The following is a 23,316-nucleotide window of genomic DNA, read 5'->3' on the forward strand; positions in this document are numbered from 1 at the left end:
AACTCGACACTCTCTCATACCAGCGGAACCCGCGCCGCCGTTCACGACGCCGACAAAAGCGCACCTCAGCAATGCAACTGACCGACCGTCGCAGCTGGGGACCTGGACACTGCACCGGGCCTCGGAGGACGCTCTGAGCCGCTTCGCCCGGTCGGCTGTTGGCTCGGGTCAGGAGGGCTGGTGGGCCGGGGAGTTTGGGCGGGGCCGCATCAGTAGCAGGTCCTCGCCCCAGGCGTCCAGCACCGCCGCGTGGCCGGCGGCCCGGGCAGCCGCCTCGGCCCGGGCGAAGAGCCGCTGCTGCGTCGCCACTTCGCCGGTCGCGGTGATCCGGGCAACGGTGTCCAGCAGCGCGGCGCTCTCCCAGCCGGGCAGCGGGAACCGGTCCAGCTCCCAGGCCAGGTACTTGTTGTAGGGGCGCGGTCGGCGGTCCAGGGCGAAGAGCAGGTCGAGCAGGAACCCGACACTGGCGGCCGCGTCGAGGAGGCCGGCGAGCGGGTTGCCATCGCGGTGGTTCTTGACCGAGCGGTAGAGCGAGTTGGCGTAGGCGTCCAGTAGGGCGGCGCCGGACCGGAAGGCCTCCTCGGCGCCGAGCCGTCCCATTGCGGCGACGATCCGGGTGATCTCCCCGTCGCGGCGGTCGACCAGCACCCGGGAGCGGGCGATGGCGTACCGCTCCCAGTCGGCGGGCCGGCGGAACCGTTCGAGGGTGGTGACGACCAGGTCGAGCCGCGCGGAGCGGTAGCCGTCGAGCGCGGCCAGTTCGCTCGCCGCGTCGTCGGCGAGGATGACGTAGAGGTCGTGGTCGGAGTGACGGGTGGTCATGCCGTCGTGGGCCCGGGAGCCCTTGAGGACGAGCCCGATGACGGCCGGGTCGGCCGTCGCATCGGCGACGAACGCCGCGAAATCCAGCGTCATGCCAGGTCCTTGCGCATCAGCGTGCACATCGTCTCGTACCGCTGGAGCGAGCCGTCCTTGGCCTCCACGTCCCAGGAGTCGAGCTCGCGGCCAAAGGCCCGGTAGCCCAGGCGTTCGTAGAGGGCGCGGGCGCGCAGGTTGCTCTCCTCGACGCCGAGTTCGGCGCGGGTCAGGCCCCGGGCGCCGATCCGCTGCTCGGCGGAGCGGATCAGCAGTGTGCCGATCCCGCAGGACTGCAGGGCCGGGTGGACGCCGAGTTGCCAGAGCGTGCCGACGCCGGGTTCGACCGTGTAGTCGATGCCGCCGACCGCCACCGGGAGCCCGACCGGCGTGCAGACCGCCAGGTAGTCGATCTCGCCCGCCTCGGCGCGGCGGATCTGGTGGACGAGTTCGCGCACGTGCTTGGGGGAGCCGGCCCAGCCGCAGGACGGCAGGTCCGCGTCGGTGAGGCCGCGCACCGACAGGTGCAGTCTGATCTCGGTCATCGCCGTATCCCTTCGACTCCGACAGCGGCCGTCTGCTATTTCAGCAAGCCGGTCCCCGTGCCGTCCAAGGGGTTTCGGCTCAGGGCCATGTGTCCCGAGCCGGTTCCCGCTTGCTGTCAGTGGTCAGCACGTCAGTGGTCAGCACCATGGGCTGGTTCGCGGGACAGGTTGCGGACGTACCAGTCGAACCGGTTGCCGTCCGCGTCCAGGACTTGCTTGACGTAGGTGAAGCCCGCCCTGAGGGCGACCGCGGCCGAGCCCGGGTTCTCCGGAGCCACCTGGATCACCGCCTGATCTGCTCCTTCGCCTGCCGCGTATCGGCAGACCAGGAGGACCGCGCGGGTCGCCAGGCCCCGTCCACGCCAGGCGGGGTAGAGCCCGTAGGCGATGTTCACCTGCCCAGCGGCAAGGCCGGCCATCTCGAACCGGAGGTCGATCGTTCCCGCGAGGGTCTGCTCGGCGCCCACTCGGATTCCGAAGGCACACAACGGGCGGCCGGCACGGTCACGGCGATGACCTGGCCGACGCCCACCGCTCGTCGGACAGGTCGCTTTTGCAGGGCTTGCGGTCACTCACCCGGACAGCATCCGATGAGCTGCTGGTGGACGCCCAGCCCTGCTAGAATGATGGTCATCACGTGAGCCTTCCCGGTGCGGATTCCGATCCGCCGGGGAGGCTTTTTTCATGCCCGGGGCCCGCCTGCCTCGACACCGGTGAAGCCGCCGCGAGGTCCTCGCCCTGCCGAGCGACCTGAACGCGCCGCGCCCACCCATCGGTTCTTCGTTCCAAGCCGCAAGAGGAGATCCACGTCATGAGCCCACAGACGAACACCACGCCCGCCACAGGTACTTGGCAACTTGGTGACCAGACCGTCAACCGCGTCGGGTTCGGCGCGATGCGGCTGACGGGTACCGCCCCCTTCGACCGCGGCGCGCCGCGTGACCGCGATCGGTCGATCGGCGTGCTCCGGCGGGCGATCGAGCTCGGCGTGAACCACATCGACACCGCCGCCTTCTACTTCTCGGCGACATGCTCCGCCAACGAGCTGATCAACCGGGCGCTGGCGCCATACCCGGAGGACCTGGTCATCACCACCAAGGTCTGGCCGGCCCGCGATCCCTCGGGCGCGTGGTGGTGGGCCGCGCCGACGCAGTTGCGCGGCCAGGTCGAGGAGAACCTGCGCCAACTCGGCCGCGACCACCTGGACGTGGTGAACCTGCGCGTGCCACCGAGCCGGCGGACCGGCTCGATCGGCGAGCACTTCGGCGCGCTGGCCGAACTGCGCGATGCCGGGCTTATCCGCCACCTCGGCATCTCCAACGTCACGTCCGAGCAACTGGCCGAGGCCCGGGCCATCGCCCCGGTCGTCTGCGTGCAGAACCCCTACGGGATCGGTGCGTCGAGCGAGGACCGGGCGCTCCTGCGGCTCTGCGGTGAACTCGGCCTCGCCTTCGTCCCGTTCTTCGCGATCGCCGGTCCCGGGCGCGAGGCAGGTCCGGCTCCCAGCGACCACGAGGCGGTGTACGCCGTAGCCCGCGCGCACGGTGTGTCCGTCGCACAGGTCCGGCTGGCCTGGACCTTGCAGCAGGGGCCGCACGTGCTGGCGATCCCGGGTACCGGCGATCCGGACCACCTCGCGCAGAACATGGCGTCCGGCGCGCTGCGGCTCTCGGAAGACGAGATGACACGCCTCACCTCGCTGCGGCCGGCCGGAGCATAGCGGCGCCGCTGCCGGCCGGAATCCATTCCGCAGGCCACCGCTCGGACTGAAAGGGTCCGCCAGCGCCCCACTGGCGGACCCTCTTGCCGAATGCCGTCCATGATCGTTTCTCCGGTCGTTCCCTCTTCCTCGCCCTGTGGAGGGCTCGCGCCGGCGGAGCGTGAGATCCGTCCCGGAAATCCCTTCCAGCCGTCCTCGCGCGGTCGCGGTCGCCCGGGCGTGACGTCCGAATGCCGCCAGCACCCGGCCCCTGCGCGAGCGACGATCGGAACAACCCGGCCGATCGCCGCTCACGGCCAGGCCTGTCCGCAGGCCCGCTTCCCCCCGCTCGTCCCCCGCACCTCCCCCGCACGTCGAAGGATCTCTCCGTGAACGACACCCTCTCCACCACCGACGCGCCCGCCGCTGCGGCGCCCGCCCCGGGCCCGGCCGTCCTGCCGGCGCTCGCCGCGCTCGACTGGCAGGACGTGCAGGAGCAGCCGGACCGGGACGGCGTCGCCCCCACCGGCGGCACCGCCCCCGCCTCCCCCACCGTCCTGGCTCCCGACAAGGCCGCCGCCGCCTACGAGCGCCTCGCCGCCGAGACCGGCACCCCCGGTGTGGCCCGCGCCGTCGACGCCGCGCTCGCCGCGACCCCCGTCCTGATCGCCCGCCCAGGCCACCGCGTTCCGGGCACCGACGGCACCCTGCCCGGCTACGCCGCCGGCACCGCCGCCAGGCAGCGCCTCCTCGACCACGAACACGCCCACACACCCGCCGCCACCGCCGCCTGACCCTGCGGCCACCCGCACCCGAGGACACCACCGTGAACACCACCCTGGCCACAGCCGTCCGCGCGCTCGACACCGCCGACTGGACCGCCCTCACCTCCGAACTCGACGCCCACGGCTGCGCCCCGACCCCCCGTCTGCTCGACCCCGACCAATGCCGGCAGATCGCCGGCCTCTACGACCGGCCCGGACTGTTCCGCACCACCGTCGACATGGCCCGCCACCGCTTCGGCTCCGGCCAGTACCGCTACTTCACCCACGACCTGCCCGAACCCGTCGCCGCCCTGCGCGAGGCCCTCTACCCCCGCCTGCTCACCGTCGCCCGTGCCTGGGCCGACAAGCTCCACCGCCCCGCCCCCTGGCCCGACACCCTCGCCGAGTGGATTGCCATGTGCCACGCCGCCGGCCAGGACAAGAGCTCCCAGATCCTGCTGCGCTACGGCCCCGGCGACTGGAACGCCCTGCACCGCGACATCTTCGGCGAACTCGTCTTCCCCCTCCAGGCCGTCATCGGCCTCGACGCCCACGGCACCGACTACACCGGCGGCGAGTTCCTCCTCGTCGAACAGCGCCCCCGCGCCCAGTCCCGCGGCACCGTCACCGTCCTCCCCCAAGGGCACGGCCTGATCTTCACCACCCGAGACCGCCCCGTCCCCTCCGCCCGCGGCCACCGCGCCGGCCCCGTCCGCCACGGCGTCAGCACCGTGCGCACCGGCCGCCGCCACGCCCTCGGCCTCGTCTTCCACGACGCCTGACACCCCGCCGCCATGGACGCCACCGACACACCCGCGCCCGCCATCGGCACCGCCCCGGTCCCGCCGCGCCGCTACACCCTGACCGGGCCCGACAACCGCCCCTGCTCCAGCACCACGCCCGGCACCCTCGGCGGCTACCGTCGAGGCCGCCTCTACGGCCGCCTCGACTGCCCCTCCGCCCTGCGCGCCCTCGCCGCCGGCGGCTACGTGCGCCACCGCGTCTTCTTCGCCGACGAAGCCACCGCGATCGCCGCCGGCTACCGGCCCTGCGCAGTGTGCCTGCCCGAGAAGTACCGGCAGTGGAAGACCTGCAAAAAGGACCGAACCCCGTGAACCCCCGCCCCGCACCCGCCCGCTCCCCCCTCCTTCCCGCACCCGAGGCCACCGCCTACGGCCCCCTCCCCGTACCCGCCCCCCACACCGCCCCCGAACTCGCCGCCCTGCTGCGCCTGCTCGCCGACCACCGCCGCCCGCGCCTGCACGACGTCGCGATCGGCCACAGTCGCGACGACGCGTCCCGCACGGCCGCCGCCGCGTTCGCCGACGCCTGGCGCGCCGCCGGCAACGCCGTCCTGGCCGTCGTCGACTGGCCCGAACAGGCCGCCTCCTGGCTGCGGCCCGCCCACCGCCTCACCGCCCCCGAACCCGACGCCCTCGTCATCGCCGCCGCCCCACTGGGCTGGGCGCAGCTCGCCCGGCGCCTGCGCCACAGCACCTCCTGGCGCCCGGACCGCACGTTCGGCTTCGCGTCCCTCGCCGAGCCGGCCGCCACGGCGCTCGCCGGGCCCGGCGTCCTGGACGGCGTGCGGGGCGCGAGCGCGGACGGCGGCACCTGGTGCATCGAATCCGGCTGGACCGACTCCTTCCCTCCCCCCGCCCCGGGCGCCGCCGCGTGAACATCACCCCCGCCCTGTTCGGCCCACCGCCCGCCGGCTACGAGCGCCGCGAGATCGCGCCGGGCGCCGTCCACCTGCCCGGCTGGCTCACCCCCGACCGGCAGCGCGACCTCGTCGCCGCCTGCCGCGCCTGGGCCGCCGGCCCCGTCCCGATCCGGCACACCCGGCTGCCGCGCGGCGGCGTCATGTCCGTGCAGACCGTGTGCCTGGGCTGGCACTGGCAGCCCTACGCCTACACCCGCACCGCCGACGACGTGAACGGCCGCCGCGTCACCCCCTTCCCCGGCTGGCTCGCCGACCTCGGCCGCCGGGCCGTGGCCGACGCCTACCAGGACCCCGGCCAGGGCGCCGCCTACGAGCCCGACGCCGCGCTGGTCAACTTCTACGACGCCGACGCCCGGCTCGGCATGCACCAGGACAAGGACGAGCGCTCCCTCGCCCCGGTGGTCTCCCTCAGCATCGGCGACACCTGCCTCTTCCGCCTCGGCAACACCGACAACCGCAACCGGCCCTGGACCGACCTGACCCTCGCCTCCGGCGACCTGCTCGTCTTCGGCGGCCCCTCCCGCCTCGCCTACCACGCCGTGCCGAAGATCCTCCCCGGCACCGGCGACCCCGCCACCGGCCTCGCCGCCGGCCGCCTCAACATCACCCTGCGCGTCACCGGCCTCACCGACCCCGCGCCGGAACCGACCGGAGCCGCCCGGTGACCGCCCCGCCCTCCCCGCCCGCCCCGCCCGCCGCCGGCCCCGGCGACGCCGACGCCTCGCCCGCTGTCCCCGGGCCGCCCACGGACCTCTCCTGCTCGCCTGCCACGACACCGAACGGGGCATGCCCCTGCACGGCGAACAGGCATTGTTCGAACGCATCACCCTCGAAGGCTTCCAAGCCTGACTCAGCCGGCGCACCATCCTCGCCGAACGCCCCGCCCTCCACAGGAACGGCTTCACCTGCACCAGCCCCGACGGGCCGTGCGCGGCGAGGAGGGCCAGGGACCGGTGGCAGTCCGTAGGCTCGCACGCCCGGGCCTGACGGTCAGCAGAACATCGGGCACGGGCAGACCGGAAGACGAGCCGGAACCCTACGCCCCACCACCGGCACGCGCGTGCGCCCGCGCGCGAGGGGCCGCGGTTGCAGTGGGCCTGGCGCTGACCGATCCCGGCCCCGTGCGGCTGAGGTGACCGCCTCCCGGCGCGACTCGCGAGAACGAGGGACCCCCCTGGTCACGAGCCTTCCGGCCGCCCCTGGGAGGATCTGCGCCATGACGACCGACATCCGCCGCGCCGCGGGAACCAGAACCCTCTTCGATGTCCTGCTTTCGATGTTCGGCATCCGGCGGCTGAGCACGGACAAGGACCTGGCCGACTTTCGGGCAGGCACCACCTTGCAGGTGTTCTGCTCGAGCCCGACGCTGGGCACGGTCAAGATGCTGTCGATCGGCAAGGGGCGCACCGTCCCACACGCGGCGCCCGGCAACCTGTACCTCGCGGCCGACGCGGTGACCTGGCGCAACCAGCGCACCGGCGAGAACGTCGCCCTCCAGGGTCCGTTCCGTCTGTCGCCGTCAGAGCGGAAGACCCCGCACCCGAAGATGGCCCGCCTCGACCTGGTGGCGGGCGACGAGCAGCACGTGATCGTGATACCCAAGGCCGATGTCGCCCTGGTCACGCGGGTACTGGAGGCGGCTGACCGGTAGCGCGCCGGCGAGAAGCCCTGGCCGCAGCCCGGCCTCTCGGCGACCGAGGCCACCCGGCCACCACACACCGCCGGCACCGTCCTGACCGTGAAGAGGGGGAAGCTGGGCATGGGGGTGGTCCTCACTCGGGCAGGGCGTCCAGGGTTCCCCGGGCCACCATGGCCACGTCGCCGCCCACCCGGACGTTGCGCAGGTCGTCGGGGTCTCCCTGCGGGAGAACGGTGAGCCGGCTCGGCCGGCCGGTGAAGCGCCCCTGCCGCAGCACGAACTCCTCCTCGACGGGCACGATGCGGTGCTTGGCCAGGTACGCGCCGACGCAGCCGGCCGCGCTGCCGGTCGCGACGTCCTCCAGGAGGCCGTCATTGTTCCAGTGGCGGCCTTCCAGGGCCTCGACGTCGATCACGTACGCGAACTGCGCGCCGTACCGCGCGACCAGGTCCGCGAAGTCGTTGCGGACGATCCTCGCCTCCGCCAGACCCGCCACCACCGGAACGATGAGATAACGCAGGCCGGTGGAGACGACGTGCAGGGGAAGATCGGCGAGTGCCTGATCGGGCAGGTTCAGGGCCGCGGCGACCTCCGGCCTGTTCTCCGCCGGGACGGTCGCGAGGAACTCCGGTTCTCCCTGGTCCAGTTCCGCGTGGTACCCGGTGGCGGTGCGCCGGGTGGTCACCTCGACGGTTCTGCCGGTCAGGCGGAAGGTCCAGCGCCGCGGGCCGGGGTTGCCGTCGCGCTCGTGCAGGACGGCGGCGGCGCCCAGGACCGGGTGCCCGGCGAAGTCGAGTTCCTCGAAGAGGTCGAACACCCGGGCGGTGACGTCCTGCGTCCCGTCCGCGCCGCTCAGAAAGATCGTCTCGAAATGCCGGAGCTCCTGGGTGATCGCGAGCATCTGCGCGGTGGACAGGCCCGGGTTCTCGGGGAAGACGGCAAGGCTGTTGCCGGTGAACGCCTTGCCGGCGAACACATCGACATGTCGATAGCTCAAGGGCATGTGGTTTCCGGAGTAGTGGCGGCTGGTCACGGCTCGACGCTAGGCGGGACCGACCGTCCGGTCATGGTCCAATCACGCTAAAGTGGCCTACGTGAATCGCGCTGTGCGGCGCGTCCCGGCGTCGCAGTTCCCCCGCCTGCTGGGCGACTGGCGCGTCGGCGAAGGCCCGCTCGCCAAGCGACTGGCCGTTGCCGTGGAAAAGGCCGTCCACGACGGCCGGCTGCCGCTGGGGGTGCAGCTTCCTGCCGAACGTCTCCTCGCCGGCGACACTCCGCCCGATCGGCCGTGGCGCGGCCGCGCATGCAAGTACCCGCATCCACGGTCGCCACGACGTCTGGCGCCGCGTTCGACGAGGCGGTCGTGCCGGCCCTGCGCCTGAAGCTGCCGCACATCCGTCGGGCGATGGCCGAGATCATCCCCACCGCGAAGGCCCGACGCCGGCCCGTCAGTTCGGCCACCACCTCGGGAGAGCCAAACCTTGCCGCCCGGTGCAGGCGGCCATGCCCGGCGGGCCGAAAGAAGGCAGGCCGACGGCCCGGCCCGGCCACGAGGCCACCCCGCTGGACACCCCGAGGTTGACGGCGCATACGATCCGATAACTCTGTGTCAGCCGATCAGTCACCCTATGGTGTCCCCATGTGGCGATCGAAACTCCTCTACTCGGCAGCCATCCTGCTCCTGGGCGCAGCGTCCGTTGCCGTTGCGAGGACGGCTCAGGGCGATGCCGATGAGACCCGCATGGCTCCCACGGTCCTGCTGAGCCGCGAGTACCACGAGAAGCAGCTGAGGCCGGTCGCGGACGAGGTCCACCGGCTGGTCGACACCGGCCGGGTCGACGGCGCCGGCTTCACCTCGATCGTGTTCCACGGCGACGAGCACTACCTCGACCTGTACTGGAAGGGCCCCGTCCCCTCCGGGGTCACCGAGGCCGTCGGTGCCTGGCGCGCACGCACCCGCGAACAGATGCGCCACGACCCCGCCGGCCCGGTGAACCCGGACTACGACGTCCGCTACCGCTCGGCCGGCTACTCGCGTTCCGAGATGGACCAGGCCGTCAACAGGTTCGTCACCGCTGTCGGCAACGACCCCTCGGAGTGGTCGTCGATCTCGCCCACCAACGACGGCAGCGGCCTCCTGCTCACCTACCAGCCGAAGACCACCCGGCGCATCGCGCCGGCCAACGCCCCGGAACGCGACTACGAGACCCGGGCCGGACACCTCGCCGGCGTCCCCGTCCACGCGCAGACCGGCTCCCCCGAAACACCCACCCGGGGCAGCCGTACCAGCGACGCCCCGCCCTGGTACGCCGGAGCCGACCTCGCCCTCGCCGACAACTCCCGCTGCTCCACCGGTGTCCCCGGCCGGGTCGACAACAAGCGCGTGCTGCTCACCGCCGCGCACTGCCAGACCAGTGGGAACGTCTACAACGGGCAGCGCGTCGTCGGGGAGGTCACCGCCTACGACAACGGACTGGACGTCGCCGTCGTCACGACCGACAAGGACACCGCGGCCCGCTTCTACAGCAGCTCCTGGAACAGCAGCGACTCCCGTCCCCTGTACGGTCCGGCGCGTCTGGACCCGGGCCAGTCCGCCTGCTTCAGCGGTGCCATGTCGGGGTTCCACTGTGAGCTGGAGGTCACGCGCGTCGGAGTCCACTCGCCATCCGGCCGCACCAACGCCACCGAGGTCAAGTCCCGCAGCGGGGGCATCGCCGTTGCCCAGGGCGACAGCGGAGGGCCGGCCGTCGCCAACCCGCAGGGCGACTCCATGGCACCGGTCGGCGTCATCATCGCCGGGAACACCGACGCGAAGATCCCGTGCAACGGCACCTCGACCTCGACGACCTGCTTCTCGACCGGCTACTACACACCGCTCGACCCAGTAGTGTCCGCATTCGGGTTCTCAGCGCTGTGAACCTCCCCGCGCCCCTCGGCCCGCCGAGCAGGAACAGCCGACTCCGCTGTACGTCCTCCTCTCCGGCACAGCTGAGCGGCTGTTGTCCTTCCGGGCTTGAGGACTGCGTTCTCGCTGGTCACCTGGTCCGGAACGCGCAGTCGCCCGGGAAAGCGGTGGCGTCGCTCGGGAGCGGGTGGCAGCAGCGGAGCCACGCGCTCCCACAGGTCGTCCGGAACAAGATCAGCACGCTCCCGGACACCCCTGCCGACCAAGATCGCCGAACGCAAGACCTGCGACTCAACTCATTCTGAAACGATCAGTAAGGTGAAGCGACGCGGTTCCGGCCGGTCAGCGGCGGTGGCCGCGCCGGTGCTCGCTGTGGATGAGCTGCTGTGCGGCGAGGTGCCCCGAGCCGCCGCCGAGGCCGGGGCCGGGATGAGTGGAGGCGCCGATCTGCCACAGGCCGGGCACGGGCGTGGCGTGCCTGGGCGCGCCGGGCAGTGGGCGCCACAGCAGGTTCTGGTCGAGTTCGGCGGAGCCGCCGTACGGGTCGCCGGCCACCGCGTTGGGGTTGTAGGAGGCCAGGTCGGTTGGGGTGACGGCATCCCAGGCGAGCACCTTGCCGGGCAGGTCGGGCGCGTGGCGGGCCACGCGTGTCAGGACCCGGCGGACGTAGCCCTCGGTCAGCTCCTTGGTCCAGCCGCCGGTGACGTCCAGTTCGCCCGCCGCGTCGCCGACAGGCTGGTACGGCAATTCCTGGAGCTGAAGCCACAGCACACCACGCGGATGTGTGAGGTCGGCGTTCCAGGGTAGCGGTGGCGGGCTGGGAGCGGCCTGCCGACCGTCTCTGACGAGGTGTGAGATCCGGTTCCGTCATCGACGGCCGTACCCGTCGCCGCCTCGGGAGACCCGAGCGCAGAGGACTATCGTTCTCATTCGGTCCGTCGGCGGGATGACCCCCGCTCCCCGGACGCGGCGAGACCCAGGAAACGGTCCGCCGTCTCGGCTTTCCCGCTCCCGCACCTGGTTCGTCAGGCATTCGCCCACACGCGGCGGAGGCCGGGCCGATGATGTGACTCATCATTCTCGCCGGCTCGCGCGGGGCCGCTGCGACACGCGAGGTTTCCCATGACCTCGCTGCCTCGAAGTGATCGGATCGGGGTATCTAATTGCGGTTTGTCATGATTTGCCATCAAATGTCCTGTCATGCCTGCGACTTGTCGCTCGGGGAAGTGCGGGGCGCTTTGTTGTGAGGAGAGGTGAACCCGCGGATGAGTGCTCGTACGCGTGGACAGGGCGACCTGCCGTGGTACCGGATCAGCCGTCAGCGGCCCGTGGCCGTGTTCAACAGGGCCCTGGCCAGCGGGATGACCCCGGCCGGTGCCGTCGGCGCGTCCGACCTGGCTGGCTCGGGTGAACGACGCGGGGAGCGCGGTGCGGGAGTGGCATCGCTGGGGGGCGCACTGCTGTCCGGTATGGCGCTGCTGGCGGCCACGGCTGCACCGGTGGCCGCTGCGCCGGTGGAGGACGTGCCGGTGCGGGCGCAAGGGGCTGATCCGTCGCAGACCTTCACCTTCACCGGCGGTTCGCAGACCCTGACGGTTCCGGCGGCGGCGGTGGTGACGATCACCGCGGACGGCGCGGGTGGCGCCGACAACACCGGCACCCCCTGTTCCGTCACGGGGACCGGTGGGACGGGGGCAAGGGTGGTGACCACCCTGCCGCAGACCACCGCACCGACGACCTTCACCGTCAACGTCGGCGGCACCGGCGGCAAAGGCTGCAACGGCACCGGCACGGCGGGCGCCGGCGGGTTCAACGGCGGCGCCCCGGGGGGAGGTTTTCCGCTCAGCGGCTTCCATTTCGAAGGTCCGGGCGGGGGCGGGGCCTCCAGCGTCAGCACGGGCGGCTCCCTGCTCGTGGTCGCCGGGGGCGGCGGTGCCTCCGGCGGCACCGGAGCGGGCTCCACGGGTGGCAACGGAGGCAACGGCGGGACAACGCCGGATGCCACCGGCGGTACCGCGGGAAGTGCCACCGGCCCCGGGGCCGCGCCGGGGCAGGGTGGGGGCGGCGGCAGCACCACGACCAGCACCGGGGGTGCCGACGGGGTCTCTGGCAGCGTTGCACTCTGTTCGGTCGCGAACGGCGCGCCGGGGACCGGGTTCTCCGGTGCCACGGTCGGCACCGGCGGCGCCGGGGGCAGGTTCGGCGGCGGCTGCGCCGCCACTGCCGTCGGTGGTGGCGGCGGCGGCGGGGGCGGCTACTTCGGCGGCGGGGGCGGCGGCAGCGCCGCCGTCAACAAGGAGGGCACCTCGGCGGGTGGCGGCGGTGGCGGTGGGGGCAGCAGCTTCGCCACCCCCACGGGTACCGGCACGAGCTATGCACTGTCGACGATCGGGACGGCGAACCACGACGGCCAGGTGATCATCTCCTACACGGTGCCGTCCTTGACCATCACCAAGACCCACACCAAGCACTTCACCCAGGGACGGGACGGCACCTACACCATCACCGTGGGCAACGCCGTCGGGGCCGCCCCGACCGACGGCACCACGGTCACCGTGTACGACACCCTGCCCCCCGGGCTCAGGACCGACAGCATCAGCGGCACGGGATGGATCTGCACCCTGGACATCCTCACCTGCACCCGTAGCGACGTCCTCCCCGCCGGGAGCAGCTACCCTCCCATCACCCTGAAGGTCGACGTCTCCTGCGAGGCCCGCGACGAGGTGACGAACCGCGTCACCGCCCTCGGAGGCGGCGACACCACCAGCCACACCGCCACCGACCCCACCAGGATCAGGCGCCACGAGCACGACGCGCGCTGCGAGCGCCACGACCACTGGTAGCCCAACCGACCTGTGCCCAACGGCGGGGCACGTGCTCATGGACGTGCCCCGCCGTTGGGCACGCGCTGCGGACCCCGGGCGGCGGGTGCCGCAGATCCCGCAGCGGCGACGCGCCCGGGATCCGGGTCGGACCGTGACCACGATGACCTGCGGCTTCTCCTCGAATCGGACGTCCTGCGCAACCGCCTGCCGACATCCGACCAACGCGTTCAACACTTCGCCCGGCAGACCGGGTCCGAGAGCATCACCCGCCTCCGCTCGGGCGAGGGCAGGAGCCTCGCGCCCCTCCCGGGGCACGACAACCCACCTCGGCCCTACGGTGTCCGGCGTTCCACGCCGTCGAGCAGCAGGCCGAGCCCCAGTTCGAACCCGCGGTCGTCGAGGCCCGTCGCGCCGCCGCCGCGGGCGAAGGAGCCGTCCAAGGCGTCCGCGAGCGCCGGGTACTGTGGCCGGTACGCGGCCGGTGCCCGGGTGAAGCCGGCGGTGAAGGTCTCCATCGCGGAGCCGAGTACCAGGTAGTCCAGTGCCGCAGCGACCTCCGCCGCGTCCGCGGGGCCGAGGCCGGCCCGGCCGAGGAGGGCGAGCAGCGCGTCGTAGCCGCGCAGCGCGCTGGCCGCTTCGACGCGGCGGCGGGCGAGCAGGGCGACGGTGTTCGGGTGCCTCAGGAAGACCGCGCGGTAGCCGCGTGCATACGCCGCGAGGCCGGCCCGCCAGTCGGGATCACCCAGCGGTGTGTGGTCGATCTCGTCGTTGACCAGCTCGGAGACCGTGTCGACCAGTGCCTCCTTGCTCTGTACGTGGTTGTAGAGCGACGCCGCCTTGACCCCGAGCCGCTCCGCCAGTGCCCGCATGGTCAGGCCGTCGGGGCCGTCCTCGTCCACCACCTGGAGGGCGGCGAGCGCGATCCGCTCGCGGGTCAGCAATGCCCTGCTCGGTCGGCCCACCGAAAAAATCCCCTCTTCCGCTCTCCGTGTCCGGGAGCTATCGTGCCAGACCAACAGCAGTTGCTAACAAAGTTAGTTTTATCTGGAGGGCGCAGCTCATGGCCGAGAACACCCCAACCGACGCCGACCGGCTGGCCGCGCTCGGCTACCAGCAGGAGCTGCGGCGCAGCCTGACCGTGCTCGGGAACATCTCCATGGGTTTCGCCGTCGTCTCCCCGGTCGTGGGGCTGTACGCCGCCGTGCAGGTCGGCATGAGTGTCGCGGGCGGCGCCTGGGTCTGGGCGCTGCCGCTGTGCCTGCTCGGGCAGTGCCTGGTCGTCGCCGTCTACTCCGAGCTCGCCTCGCAGTGGCCGCTGGCCGGCGGCGCCTACCAGTGGAGCAGACGCCTGACCAGACCGGCCGTCGCCTGGCTGAGCGGCTGGATGTGGCAGTTCGCCGTGATGTTCGGCAACACCACCGTCGCCTACCTCGCCTCACCCTGGCTCTTCGCACTCTTCGGCGCCGTCCCGACGCCCACCGAGCAGGTCCTCGTCTCGGTCGGCTTCATGCTCTGCTGCACCCTGGTCAACGCCTACGGCATCAACCTCCTGCGCTGGTTCGTCAGCCTGGGCATCGCCGCCGAAGCCGTTGCCTCCGTCCTGGTCGGCTTCACCCTGCTGCTGGTCTTCCGGCAGCACGGCTTCTCCCTGCTCACCGACTTCCTCAGTGCGCCCAAGGGGCTGGGCATCAGCGACACCGGCGCCCTGCTCGCCGCCGTGGCCGTCGCCGGCTGGGCCTTCATGGGCTTCGACGCCTGTGTGTCGACCTCCGAGGAGACCAAGGACGCCGCCAGACAGGTCCCCAAGGCGATGTGGTGGTCGCTGCTCAGCGTCGGGCTCGTCGTCATCCTCAACGCGGTCTCCGTCGAGCTCGCCCACCCCGACCCCGCCGACGTCGTCTCGGTCAAGGACCTCGACCCGGTCACCACCGCCGTCACCCACGCCTTCGGCGGCTGGGCCGACAAGCCCTTCGTCCTCGTCGTCCTGATCAGCTTCACCGCCTGCCTGATGGCCTCCCAGGGCGGCGCCGCCCGCGGCCTCTACTCCCTCGCCCGCGACGACGTCTTCCCCTTCTCCCGTCACGTCCGCAAGGTCAACCGGCACAAGGCGCCGATCGGCGGCCTCGTCGCCGCCACGGTGGTCAGCTGCGCCGCCCTGCCGCTCGGCCTGAACACCTCGGCCATCGGCAGCCTGATCACCTTCGGCAGCGCCGCCATCTTCGTGCCGTTCTTCCTGCTCACCCTCGTCGCCCTCGCCGCCCGCCTGCGCCGCACCTGGAAGCCGGCCGGAGCGGTCGACTACGGACGCCTCGGCACCCCGCTCAACGTCCTCGCGGTGCTGTGGACCGGCTTCGAACTGGTCAACATCTGCTGGCCGCGCACCATCCTCGCGCCGGCCGGAGCACCCTGGTACCAGATCTGGGCAGCACCGCTCGGCGTCGGCACCGTCACCCTCACCGGTCTCGCCTACCTGCTCGCGCGCCGCCCCGACCGCCGCATGCCCGACGCCGACCAGGACCACCCGCACACCGACGAACTCGCCCCCGCCGTCCTGTAGCCGGCGTCGGCCCGGCCGGCACCGCACGGCCGACCCACGTGAAGCCGCGTCCCCGCCCCGGGCGGGGTCGACTCCCACCAGCGGCCCAGCGCCGCACCTTCGAGGCCGAACGCCTCGGACCGTTCGACCGAACCACCCTGGAGGCACCCGCATGACACGCGCATTCGACGTCGTCGAGACAGGTATCGCCGACCTGCGCGCGGCGCTGGAGAAGGGCGAGACCACCGCCGTCGGCCTGCTCGACGCCTACCTCGCCCGGATCGACGCCTACGACCGGCCCGGCACCACCACGGCGCTCAACTCGCTCGTCGTGATGAATCCGGACGCCCGCGCCGACGCCGAGGCCTCCGACGCCCGCCGCGCCCGCGGCGAGACCCTCGGCCCCCTCGACGGTATCCCCTACACCGCCAAGGACAGCTACCTCGCCAAGGGACTGACCGCCGCCGCCGGTTCGCCGGCCTTCGAACACCTGGTCGCCCAGCGCGACGCCTTCGCCGTCGAGCGGCTGCGCGCCGCCGGCGCCGTGCTCATCGGCCTGACCAACATGCCGCCGATGGCGAACGGCGGCATGCAGCGCGGCGTCTACGGCCGCGCCGAAAGCCCCTACAGCGCCGACTGGCTCACCAGCGCCTACGGCTCCGGCTCCTCGAACGGCTCGGGCACCGCCACGGCGGCCTCGTTCGGCGCGTTCGGCCTCGGCGAGGAGACCTGGTCCTCGGGCCGGGCGCCCGCCTCGAACAACGCCCTGTGCGCCTACACCCCCAGCCGCGGCGTGATCTCGGTGCGCGGCAACTGGCCGCTCGTACCGACCATGGACGTCGTGGTCCCTCACACCCGCACCATGGCCGACCTCCTCGAACTGCTCGACGTCATCGTCGCCGACGACCCGGACACCCGCGGCGATCTGTGGCGCTCCCAGCCCTGGGTTCGGCTGCCCGCACCGTCCCGGGTCCGTCCGGCCTCCTACCCGGCGCTGGCCCCCGCGGACGCGGCGGCGGCGCGCGCAACGCTCGCCGGCAAGCGCGTCGGCGTGCCCAGGATGTACATCAACGGCGACCCCGACGCCGGGACCAACCCCGACGGCGGCATCGGTGGCCAGACCGGGCAGCGGATCGACACGCGCGCCTCGGTCATCGCCCTGTGGCAGGCCGCCCGCCGCGATCTGGAGGCCGCCGGCGCCGAGGTCGTCGAGGTCGACTTCCCCGTGGTGACCAACTACGAGTCCGACCGCCCCGGCGCACCGTCCCTCCTCACCCGAGGCCTCGTCAGCCGCGACTTCCTCACCCGCGAGATCCTCGACCTGTCGGCCTGGGCCTGGGACGACTTCCTGCGCACCAACGCGGACCCCGCACTGGCGACCCTCTCCGACGTCGACGGCGCACGCATCTGGCCCAAGCACCCCGGCGAACTGCCGGACCGCTACACCGGCTTCGACGACGTGATCGCCGACTACCCGCGGCTCGTGCGCGACCGTCCGTACGCGTCGGTCACCGAGATCCCGCACCTCGAACAGGGACTGCGCGGCCTGGAGGAGACCCGCAGGATCGACCTGGAGACGTGGATGGACGGACTCGGCCTGGACGCCGTGGTCTTCCCTGCGGTCGCCGACGTCGGCCCTGCGGACATGGACGTGAACGAGTCCTCCGCCGACCTCGGCTGGCGCAACGGCGTGTGGGTCGCGAACGGCAACCTCGTACCGCGCCACCTCGGAATTCCCACAGTGACCGTCCCGATGGGCACCATGACCGACACCGGCATGCCGGTCGGGCTGACCTTCGCCGGCCGCTCCTACGACGACAACACCCTGCTCCGGCTCGCCGCCGCCTTCGAGACGACCGGGCAACGCCGCACGGAACCGCCGCGCACCCCGCGCCTTCCAGTCGACTGACGGACCGCCAGGGGGCCCAAGGGATCGCGGGTTCACCACCCGCGCTTCCGACCCCGACGACACCTGATGACCGCATCCGGCTACCGCACCGCGATGGCACCGCCCACGGATCGTGGGACACCCGCCCAGGGCCGGGCCGCCGGGCACCGTTGCGTGTGTTGCCCGTTCACCGAGGCCGGTGGCCCGTACGGTGGTTCCCTCAAGCGCGCCCCATCCCCACCGCTACGGCCGATGGCGCCCGCACGCCGCGGCCCGGCGGCCAACTCCCCTGCGGGCAGGATGAGTCACGGAGGTGGAGTCGTGGAGCAGTGGGCCAGACGCGAGGACGAACGGCTGCTCACCGGCCGGGGCCGCTTCGTCGCCGACATCGAGGTACCGGGCTGCCTGGATGCGGCGTTCGTACGCAGCGGCGCGGCCCACGGCGTGCTGCGCGGGGTGGACTGCGCCGCCGCCCGCGAGGTGCCGGGGGTGGTGGGGGCCTGGTCCGGCGCGGATCTATCGGAGCCGGCACCGCCCGGGACGGCGTCCTCCGGCTCTCAGGGGCTTCCGGCAGTGCCGTACACGTTGCTGGCCGGGCTCTCCACGGAGGAGGCCGTGGCCGGCCGGGAGTGGCCGGCGCTGGCCAGGGACCGGGTGCGGTACGCGGGCGAGGCCGTGGCGGTGGTGCTGGGCGAGGACCGTTACCGGGCCGAGGACGGGGCGGCGGCGGTGTCCGTCCGGATCGACCCGCTGCCCGCGGTGGTCACCGCGGGCGCCGCGGCTACGGACTCGGTCCGGCTGTTCGACGCTCTGAGCAACACCGCCTTCCGTGGGGAGGCCGGGAAGCCGATCGACGCTTCGGTGTGGCAGCGGGCCGCGGCGGTGGTGGAGGGCCGCTACCGCCAGCAGCTCCTGCTGCCCTCCCCGATGGAGTGCCGGACGATCCTCGCCGTGCCCGAGGACGGCCGGCTGACGGTGTGGTCGGGGCACCAGATGCCCCACCGGCTGCGGCGCGAGCTGGCGGCGCTGCTGGGGTGGCCACTTGACCGGGTGCGCGTGGTGGTCCCGGACACCGGCGGGGCGTTCGGGTCGAAGAGCGCGGCGTTCCCGGAGTTCGTCGTCGTCGCCCACCTGGCGGTGCGGCTGGGCCGGCCGGTGCGGTGGATCGAGGACCGGCTGGAGTCGATGACGGCCGCCACCCGGGGCCGGGGGCAGGACCAGCGGGTGCGGCTCGCCGCCGATGCCGACGGACGGCTGCTCGCCTACGAGTTGGAGGTCGACGCCGACGTGGGCGCCTACCCCCACCTCGGCGCCGGGCTGCCGATGCAGACCGCCTGGATGGCCACCGGCCCGTACGCGACCCCGCAGGTGCACGCGACCGTCCGCTCGGTGCTGACCAACACCATGGTGACGTACCCGTACCGCGGCGCCGGCCGGCCGGAGGCGGCGATCGCGCTGGAGCGGGCCATGGATCTGCTGGCCCGTGAACTCGACATCGACCCGGCCGAATTGCGGCGGCGCAACTTCATCCCGCCGGACCGCTTCCCGTACCCGACGCCCACCGGCCGGTGCTACGACAGCGGGAACTACGCCGCCGCGCTGGACCTGGCGCTGGAGACCCTGGACTACCCCGGGTGGCGGGCCGAGCAGGCCCGGCGCCGAACGGATCCCAACGCGCTGCCGCTGGGCATCGGCCTGTCCTGCTACGTGGAACGCTCCGGCGGGGAGCCCGGCGGGCTGCACGAGTTCGGCGGCGTCGAGGCCACGGCGGACGGCGCGGTCGTCGTCCGGTGCGGCGCGGCCTGCGCCGGCCAGGGGCACGAGACGGTCTTCCCCGCGCTGGTGGCCGAGTCCCTGGGCGTGGACGCGAGCCGGGTCCGGCTGGTCGAGGGGGACACCGGCGAGCAGCCCGAGGGCCTGGGCTCCTTCGCCAGCCGCTCCGCCCAGGTGGCCGGCGCGATGCTGCGGCACACCTCTCAGCTACTGGTCGACGAGGCGCGGGAGCGGGCCGCGCGGCTGTGGAACGTTCCCGCCGAGGCCGTGGGCTGGTCCGACGGCGCCGCACAGCTCGCCCGTGGCGGCTCGCAGACGATCGGACTGGCCGAGCTGGTGCGGGCCACCGGGCCGCTGCGGGTGGACGACCGGTGCGAAACGAGCATGGCCTTTCCCTTCGGCGCCCACGCGGTGGTGGCCGAGGTCGATCCGGAGCTGGGCACCGTACGACTGCTCCGGGTGGTGGCCGTGGACGACTGCGGAGTGCAGCTCAACCCGGTGATCGTGCGCGGGCAGGCCTTCGGGTCGGCGGTGCAGGGCATCGGCCAGGCCCTGTACGAGGGGATCCCCTACCGGGACGACGGCGTACCACTGTTGGCCTCCGGGCTGCTGGACTACCTGCTACCGACCTTCACCGAAGTGCCGTCCATCGAGGTCAGGGACACCTGCACCCCGGGCCCGGGCACGCCACTGGGCGCCAAGGGGGCGGGTGAGTCGGGCTGCATCGGCACTCCGGCCGCGGTCGTCAACGCCGTGGTCGACGCGCTGCGGATCGCCGACCCCGACCTGTTGCAGATGCCGCTGACCCCGGATGTGGTGTGGCGGGCGGCCCGTGCCCCGAAGCTCACGCAGGCGCCCCGATGAAGCCCGCCTCCTTCGACTACGCCGTACCGCGCACGGTGCCCGAGGCCGTCGAGCTGCTCGCCTCCGCCGACGGGACGGCCCAGGTGCTCGCCGGCGGGCAGAGCCTGATCCTCGACATGCGGCTGCAGCGCGTGCACCCCGGGCTGGTGGTCGACATCAACCGCGTCGCCGGGCTCGGCCGGATCGACACGGACGGCCGCACCCTGCGGGTGGGCGCCCTGGTGCGGCACCGCGCGTTCGAAGCGGCGCAGTCCGTCCCGGGCCCGCTCGGCGCGCTGTTCGCCCGCGCGGTGGTCCACATCGCCCACCCGCCCATCCGCACCCGCGGCACGATGGCGGGCAGCTTCGCCTGGGCGCATCCCGCCTCCGAGTGGTGCGCCGTGGGCACCGCCCTGGACGCCGGCATCGAGCTGCACGGCCCGCTGGGCACGCGCAGCGTCGCGGCCCGGGACTACTTCCGGGGGCCGCACCTGACCGCGCGCCGCCCGGACGAACTGCTCACCGCGGTGACCTTCCCGCTGCTCGGCGAGGACACCGGGGTCGGCTTCACCGAGCACCGCCGTACGCACTTCTGCTTCGCCCAAGTCGCGGTCGCCGCCGCCCTGACGGTGCGGGACGGAGTGGTCGCCGAGGCCCGCATCGGTCTGGCCAACTGCGCCGACCGGCCGCTGCGGGCCCGCGCGGCGGAGCAGGCGCTGATCGGCGCCGAGGTCCGGGCACCCGCCGACGGACACCGGCTGCCCGACGGACACCCGTTCACCCGGGCCGGCCGGATCGCCGCCGAGCAGGACGCCGCCCCCGTGCCGGAGCCGTACGCCGACGTCGAGTACAAGCGGCACGCCATCGCGGTCCTGGTCGCCAGGACGCTGCACCAGGCGGCGCGGGACCTGCGATCCCGCCGCACCGAGCCGGACGGAGACCGCGCGTGAGGATCACCCTGACCGTCAACGGCGAGGCGTACGAACTCGACGTGGAGCCCCGCCGCATCCTCGCCGACGTGCTGCGGGAGGACTGCCGGCTGACCGGCACCCACCTGGGCTGCGAGCACGGCGTCTGCGGGGCGTGCACGGTGCTGGTGGACGGCGAGGCGGTCCGTTCCTGCCTCGTGTTCGCCGTGCAGTGCGACGGGAGCCCGGTGCGCACCGTGGAGGGCCTCGCCGGGCCCGGCGGCGAGCCCCACCCCCTCCAGCGCGCGTTCTCCGCCGAACACGCCCTGCAGTGCGGCTTCTGCACGCCGGGGTTCCTCATGGTGGCCGCCGGCGCCCTGGCGGCCGACCCCGCTCTCGCCGACTCCCCCGAGCGGGTCGACGCCCTGGTCGGTTCCAACCTCTGCCGGTGCACCGGCTACGAACCCATCCGCCGCGCGATCCTGCGGGCCGCCCGCGAGCAGGACGCGCCGCGCCCGCACGACGCGCGGGGCCCGCGGTGACGGCCGTCCGCTCACGGCCCCTCCCGGGTCCGGTCGTCGGCACCGGCGGCCGCCTCCGGACCGTCGAGGCCCAACCTGCGCCCGAGGCTGACTCCTTGACGGTGGATGGCGGTGCCCTCCGCGAGGCGGAGCCGCTCCCATGCCTGCAGGACGGTGTCCGCGGACGGCGCCTGCCGCAGGGCCTGGAAGAGGGCGATGGCGTCACCGGCAGCCTTCTCCGTGCTGGCGGCGGTGTGGGGCCGGACCACGAAGGCGGCGTCCCCGGTCAGCAGGATCCGGTGGTTGCGCATCCTGGTGGCGCGCGCGTCGAGGATCGCCTGCAGGAAGGGCTCCGCGGTGTGTTCCACCAGTTGGCACAGGGGCGGCGGCAGCGTCGAGCGCGCGCGGGCCAGGAGGTCGGTGTGGACCTGGGGTGCGAGCAGTCCCGGCGGCAGTGACAGCCCGTGGCGGGTGCCGTTCCGGTCAGTGGTGATGCGGGCGAGTTCGGGCCGGTCCGCCCGCGTGTACCAGACCCAGTTCATCCGGCGGCGGCCCGTCGCGGTCGTGCCGAAGTCGCCCGGGATGAAGTAGCAGAGGAACTGGCTGCGGTCCCCGTCCCAGAAGCTGAACCGGTCGTCGAAGCGCGCCGCCAGTTCCCGGGGGAGGTCGGCTTCGTCCACGACGCCGCGGTAGGCGACGTAGCCGGCGTAGCGCGGCGCACCGTCCGGTGTGACGAGTCCGCGGTACCGGGAGGCGGATCCGTCCGCGATGATCGCCAGGTCGACCGCCCGGGCCGCCCCGCCGACGTGGACGGTGGCCCCTGCGGGGCCGGGTGCGAGGGCGGTCACCGGCTGCCCGTCGTGGTAGCGCTCGGCGGGCAGCACGTCCCGTAGGGCCTGGTAGATCGTTCCCCAGGAGATCATCCGCTGCCGCATGGGCATGATCCGCACGTTCCCGTCGCCGGTGAAGAACTGCCGGTGGGTGACGGGGACGCTGACCTGGTCCGGATCGACGCCGCAGAACTCGCGCAGGAACCAAGCGACGCCCGGTTGCAGCACGATGCCGGCGCCGCGGTCGTCGGGGCGGCCCGTGGAGCGTTCCCAGACGTCCACGTCCAGGCCGAGCCCGGTGAGCGCGACGGCATGGAACAGGCCTGCGAGCGACCCGCCGACGATGCCGGCCGAGGTGATGTCGGGTGTTGCAGTCATCGTGAGCACGTCCCTTCCTCGCACACGGCTCCGGCCTGCGGCCGGCCCGTCTGCTCTTCCAGGGCTTCGGTGAGCCGCTCGACGTCGACCGCGCCGTTGATCGCACGCCCGCCCAGGACGAACAGCGGCACACCGCGCAGCCCCAGCCGCTCGGCGAGCTCCTCGTCCTCACGCACGGCCCTCTCCGGTACCGGGTCGTCCAGCCGCTGCGCCACGCCGGGGGCGAGGCCTTCGTCCTCGCCCAGCCGGGCCAGCACGGCCGGGTCGCCGATGTCCTGCCCCTCGGCGAAGTAGGCGGCGAACAACCGGTCCGCCATGGCCGCGCCCAGCCCCGTCTCGCGCTGCGCCAGGGCGATCAGGCGGTGTCCGGCCCGGGTGTTCGGTGTCCTGGTGATCTTCTCGTAGTCGAAGGCGATGCCGTCGCCTCGGCCGGCCAGGACCGTGCCGTGGTCGAGTTGCCGCGACCGTTCCCAGCTGCCGAACTTCGTGCTCCGGTAGGTGTGCCGGTCCATCCCCGCCAGGGGCATGGCCGGGTTCAGCTCGAACGCGCGGTGACGGATCCGGAACTCGGCGCCGGTGCGTCCTTCGACGGTGTCGACCGCCTGCTTCAAGCGGCGTCCGCCGATGTAGCACCAGGGGCAGATCAGATCGCTGAACACGTCGATCGTGAACATGGTCCCTCCT

General features: G+C 73.0%; 22 protein-coding genes. 14 read left to right on the forward strand and 8 right to left on the reverse strand.

Annotation, left to right across the window (positions count from 1 at the left end; translation table 11 throughout):
• Nucleotides 1-168 precede the first annotated feature (168 nt).
• The 3 genes from AB0O11_RS33265 to AB0O11_RS33275 all read right to left on the reverse strand — a co-directional run bounded on the left by AB0O11_RS33265 (nt 169) and on the right by AB0O11_RS33275 (nt 1,972).
• Complete coding sequence (locus AB0O11_RS33265) at nt 169-915, reverse strand: hypothetical protein (protein WP_363394495.1); 747 nt, start codon at nt 913-915, stop codon at nt 169-171.
• Complete coding sequence (locus tag AB0O11_RS33270) at nt 912-1,400, reverse strand: GNAT family N-acetyltransferase (RefSeq protein WP_363394497.1); 489 nt, start codon at nt 1,398-1,400, stop codon at nt 912-914. The genes AB0O11_RS33265 and AB0O11_RS33270 overlap by 4 nt, the downstream gene beginning before the upstream one ends.
• A 131-nt stretch (nt 1,401-1,531) precedes the next feature.
• Nucleotides 1,532-1,972: a GNAT family protein gene (locus tag AB0O11_RS33275; RefSeq protein WP_363394499.1), complete on the reverse strand. Its 441-nt coding sequence runs from the start codon at nt 1,970-1,972 to the stop codon at nt 1,532-1,534.
• 239 nt (nt 1,973-2,211) lie between these two features.
• On the opposite strand from AB0O11_RS33275, the gene AB0O11_RS33280 reads away from it, so the two are divergent.
• From AB0O11_RS33280 to AB0O11_RS33310, 7 genes are all read left to right on the forward strand, one after another.
• Nucleotides 2,212-3,120, forward strand: coding sequence for an aldo/keto reductase (locus AB0O11_RS33280; protein ID WP_363394501.1), 909 nt, complete (start codon nt 2,212-2,214; stop codon nt 3,118-3,120).
• Nucleotides 3,121-3,488: 368 nt separating this feature from the next.
• Nucleotides 3,489-3,893 carry an MGMT family protein gene (locus tag AB0O11_RS33285; RefSeq protein ID WP_363394503.1) on the forward strand — a complete coding sequence of 135 codons (405 nt, stop codon included), beginning with the start codon at nt 3,489-3,491 and terminating at the stop codon, nt 3,891-3,893.
• 32 nt (nt 3,894-3,925) lie between these two features.
• A complete protein-coding gene (locus tag AB0O11_RS33290) occupies nt 3,926-4,645 on the forward strand; it encodes a 2OG-Fe(II) oxygenase (RefSeq protein WP_363394505.1) in 720 nt (239 codons plus the stop codon).
• 12 nt (nt 4,646-4,657) lie between these two features.
• Complete coding sequence (locus tag AB0O11_RS33295) at nt 4,658-4,978, forward strand: Ada metal-binding domain-containing protein (protein ID WP_363394507.1); 321 nt, start codon at nt 4,658-4,660, stop codon at nt 4,976-4,978.
• Nucleotides 4,975-5,541 (forward strand): hypothetical protein, encoded by a 567-nt coding sequence (locus AB0O11_RS33300; RefSeq protein WP_363394509.1) that lies wholly within the window; start codon nt 4,975-4,977, stop codon nt 5,539-5,541. The genes AB0O11_RS33295 and AB0O11_RS33300 overlap by 4 nt, the downstream gene beginning before the upstream one ends.
• Nucleotides 5,538-6,251: an alpha-ketoglutarate-dependent dioxygenase AlkB gene (locus tag AB0O11_RS33305; RefSeq protein ID WP_363394511.1), complete on the forward strand. Its 714-nt coding sequence runs from the start codon at nt 5,538-5,540 to the stop codon at nt 6,249-6,251. Before AB0O11_RS33300 ends, AB0O11_RS33305 begins: the two co-directional genes overlap by 4 nt.
• A gap of 551 nt (nt 6,252-6,802) precedes the next feature.
• Nucleotides 6,803-7,237 (forward strand): hypothetical protein, encoded by a 435-nt coding sequence (locus tag AB0O11_RS33310; RefSeq protein WP_363394513.1) that lies wholly within the window; start codon nt 6,803-6,805, stop codon nt 7,235-7,237.
• 121 nt (nt 7,238-7,358) lie between these two features.
• On the opposite strand, the gene AB0O11_RS33315 is transcribed toward AB0O11_RS33310, so the two are convergent.
• Nucleotides 7,359-8,258: a PhzF family phenazine biosynthesis protein gene (locus tag AB0O11_RS33315; protein WP_363394515.1), complete on the reverse strand. Its 900-nt coding sequence runs from the start codon at nt 8,256-8,258 to the stop codon at nt 7,359-7,361.
• Between the two features lie 708 nt (nt 8,259-8,966).
• Here AB0O11_RS33315 and AB0O11_RS33320 point away from each other — a divergent pair.
• Complete coding sequence (locus tag AB0O11_RS33320) at nt 8,967-10,142, forward strand: trypsin-like serine protease (RefSeq protein ID WP_363394517.1); 1,176 nt, start codon at nt 8,967-8,969, stop codon at nt 10,140-10,142.
• 330 nt (nt 10,143-10,472) lie between these two features.
• Here AB0O11_RS33320 and AB0O11_RS33325 read toward each other — a convergent pair whose 3' ends face one another.
• Nucleotides 10,473-10,877 carry a hypothetical protein gene (locus AB0O11_RS33325; RefSeq protein ID WP_363394519.1) on the reverse strand — a complete coding sequence of 135 codons (405 nt, stop codon included), beginning with the start codon at nt 10,875-10,877 and terminating at the stop codon, nt 10,473-10,475.
• Nucleotides 10,878-11,395: 518 nt separating this feature from the next.
• Between AB0O11_RS33325 and AB0O11_RS33330 the strand changes: the two genes are divergently transcribed.
• Complete coding sequence (locus AB0O11_RS33330) at nt 11,396-12,973, forward strand: hypothetical protein (RefSeq protein ID WP_363394521.1); 1,578 nt, start codon at nt 11,396-11,398, stop codon at nt 12,971-12,973.
• 314 nt (nt 12,974-13,287) lie between these two features.
• Here AB0O11_RS33330 and AB0O11_RS33335 read toward each other — a convergent pair whose 3' ends face one another.
• Complete coding sequence (locus AB0O11_RS33335) at nt 13,288-13,917, reverse strand: TetR/AcrR family transcriptional regulator C-terminal domain-containing protein (RefSeq protein WP_363394523.1); 630 nt, start codon at nt 13,915-13,917, stop codon at nt 13,288-13,290.
• 98 nt (nt 13,918-14,015) lie between these two features.
• Here AB0O11_RS33335 and AB0O11_RS33340 point away from each other — a divergent pair, with 98 nt between their 5' ends.
• From AB0O11_RS33340 to AB0O11_RS33360, 5 genes are all read left to right on the forward strand, one after another.
• Complete coding sequence (locus tag AB0O11_RS33340; RefSeq protein WP_363394525.1) at nt 14,016-15,512, forward strand: APC family permease; 1,497 nt, start codon at nt 14,016-14,018, stop codon at nt 15,510-15,512.
• Between the two features lie 151 nt (nt 15,513-15,663).
• Nucleotides 15,664-17,400 carry an amidase gene (locus AB0O11_RS33345; protein WP_363394527.1) on the forward strand — a complete coding sequence of 579 codons (1,737 nt, stop codon included), beginning with the start codon at nt 15,664-15,666 and terminating at the stop codon, nt 17,398-17,400.
• Between the two features lie 300 nt (nt 17,401-17,700).
• The gene (locus AB0O11_RS33350; protein ID WP_363394529.1) at nt 17,701-20,016 is read left to right on the forward strand and encodes a xanthine dehydrogenase family protein molybdopterin-binding subunit; all 2,316 of its coding nucleotides are present in this window, start codon (nt 17,701-17,703) and stop codon (nt 20,014-20,016) included.
• Nucleotides 20,013-20,945, forward strand: coding sequence for an FAD binding domain-containing protein (locus AB0O11_RS33355; protein WP_363394531.1), 933 nt, complete (start codon nt 20,013-20,015; stop codon nt 20,943-20,945). The genes AB0O11_RS33350 and AB0O11_RS33355 overlap by 4 nt, the downstream gene beginning before the upstream one ends.
• Nucleotides 20,942-21,445: a (2Fe-2S)-binding protein gene (locus tag AB0O11_RS33360; RefSeq protein ID WP_363394533.1), complete on the forward strand. Its 504-nt coding sequence runs from the start codon at nt 20,942-20,944 to the stop codon at nt 21,443-21,445. Before AB0O11_RS33355 ends, AB0O11_RS33360 begins: the two co-directional genes overlap by 4 nt.
• A gap of 11 nt (nt 21,446-21,456) precedes the next feature.
• Here the strand turns inward: AB0O11_RS33360 and AB0O11_RS33365 are convergent, their stop codons facing one another.
• Both AB0O11_RS33365 and AB0O11_RS33370 read right to left on the reverse strand, forming a co-directional pair.
• Nucleotides 21,457-22,632: a hypothetical protein gene (locus tag AB0O11_RS33365; RefSeq protein ID WP_363394535.1), complete on the reverse strand. Its 1,176-nt coding sequence runs from the start codon at nt 22,630-22,632 to the stop codon at nt 21,457-21,459.
• Nucleotides 22,629-23,306 (reverse strand): DsbA family oxidoreductase, encoded by a 678-nt coding sequence (locus AB0O11_RS33370; protein WP_363394537.1) that lies wholly within the window; start codon nt 23,304-23,306, stop codon nt 22,629-22,631. The genes AB0O11_RS33365 and AB0O11_RS33370 overlap by 4 nt, the downstream gene beginning before the upstream one ends.
• Between the last annotated feature and the right edge of the window lie 10 nt (nt 23,307-23,316).

The sequence above is a fragment of the Kitasatospora sp. NPDC093102 genome (assembly GCF_040683915.1).
Lineage (GTDB): Bacteria > Actinomycetota > Actinomycetes > Streptomycetales > Streptomycetaceae > Kitasatospora.

Bases quoted from the DNA above. Each gene is read 5' to 3' on its own strand.
- AB0O11_RS33265 (WP_363394495.1), bottom strand. From the start codon at position 915: ATGACGCTGGATTTCGCGGCGTTCGTCGCCGATGCGACGGCCGACCCG.
- AB0O11_RS33345 (WP_363394527.1), top strand. From the start codon at position 15,664: ATGACACGCGCATTCGACGTCGTCGAGACAGGTATCGCCGACCTGCGC.
- AB0O11_RS33270 (WP_363394497.1), bottom strand. From the start codon at position 1,400: ATGACCGAGATCAGACTGCACCTGTCGGTGCGCGGCCTCACCGACGCG.
- AB0O11_RS33320 (WP_363394517.1), top strand. From the start codon at position 8,967: ATGGCTCCCACGGTCCTGCTGAGCCGCGAGTACCACGAGAAGCAGCTG.
- AB0O11_RS33365 (WP_363394535.1), bottom strand. From the start codon at position 22,632: ATGACTGCAACACCCGACATCACCTCGGCCGGCATCGTCGGCGGGTCG.
- AB0O11_RS33310 (WP_363394513.1), top strand. From the start codon at position 6,803: ATGACGACCGACATCCGCCGCGCCGCGGGAACCAGAACCCTCTTCGAT.
- AB0O11_RS33330 (WP_363394521.1), top strand. From the start codon at position 11,396: ATGAGTGCTCGTACGCGTGGACAGGGCGACCTGCCGTGGTACCGGATC.
- AB0O11_RS33295 (WP_363394507.1), top strand. From the start codon at position 4,658: ATGGACGCCACCGACACACCCGCGCCCGCCATCGGCACCGCCCCGGTC.
- AB0O11_RS33340 (WP_363394525.1), top strand. From the start codon at position 14,016: ATGGCCGAGAACACCCCAACCGACGCCGACCGGCTGGCCGCGCTCGGC.
- AB0O11_RS33370 (WP_363394537.1), bottom strand. From the start codon at position 23,306: ATGTTCACGATCGACGTGTTCAGCGATCTGATCTGCCCCTGGTGCTAC.
- AB0O11_RS33355 (WP_363394531.1), top strand. From the start codon at position 20,013: ATGAAGCCCGCCTCCTTCGACTACGCCGTACCGCGCACGGTGCCCGAG.
- AB0O11_RS33280 (WP_363394501.1), top strand. From the start codon at position 2,212: ATGAGCCCACAGACGAACACCACGCCCGCCACAGGTACTTGGCAACTT.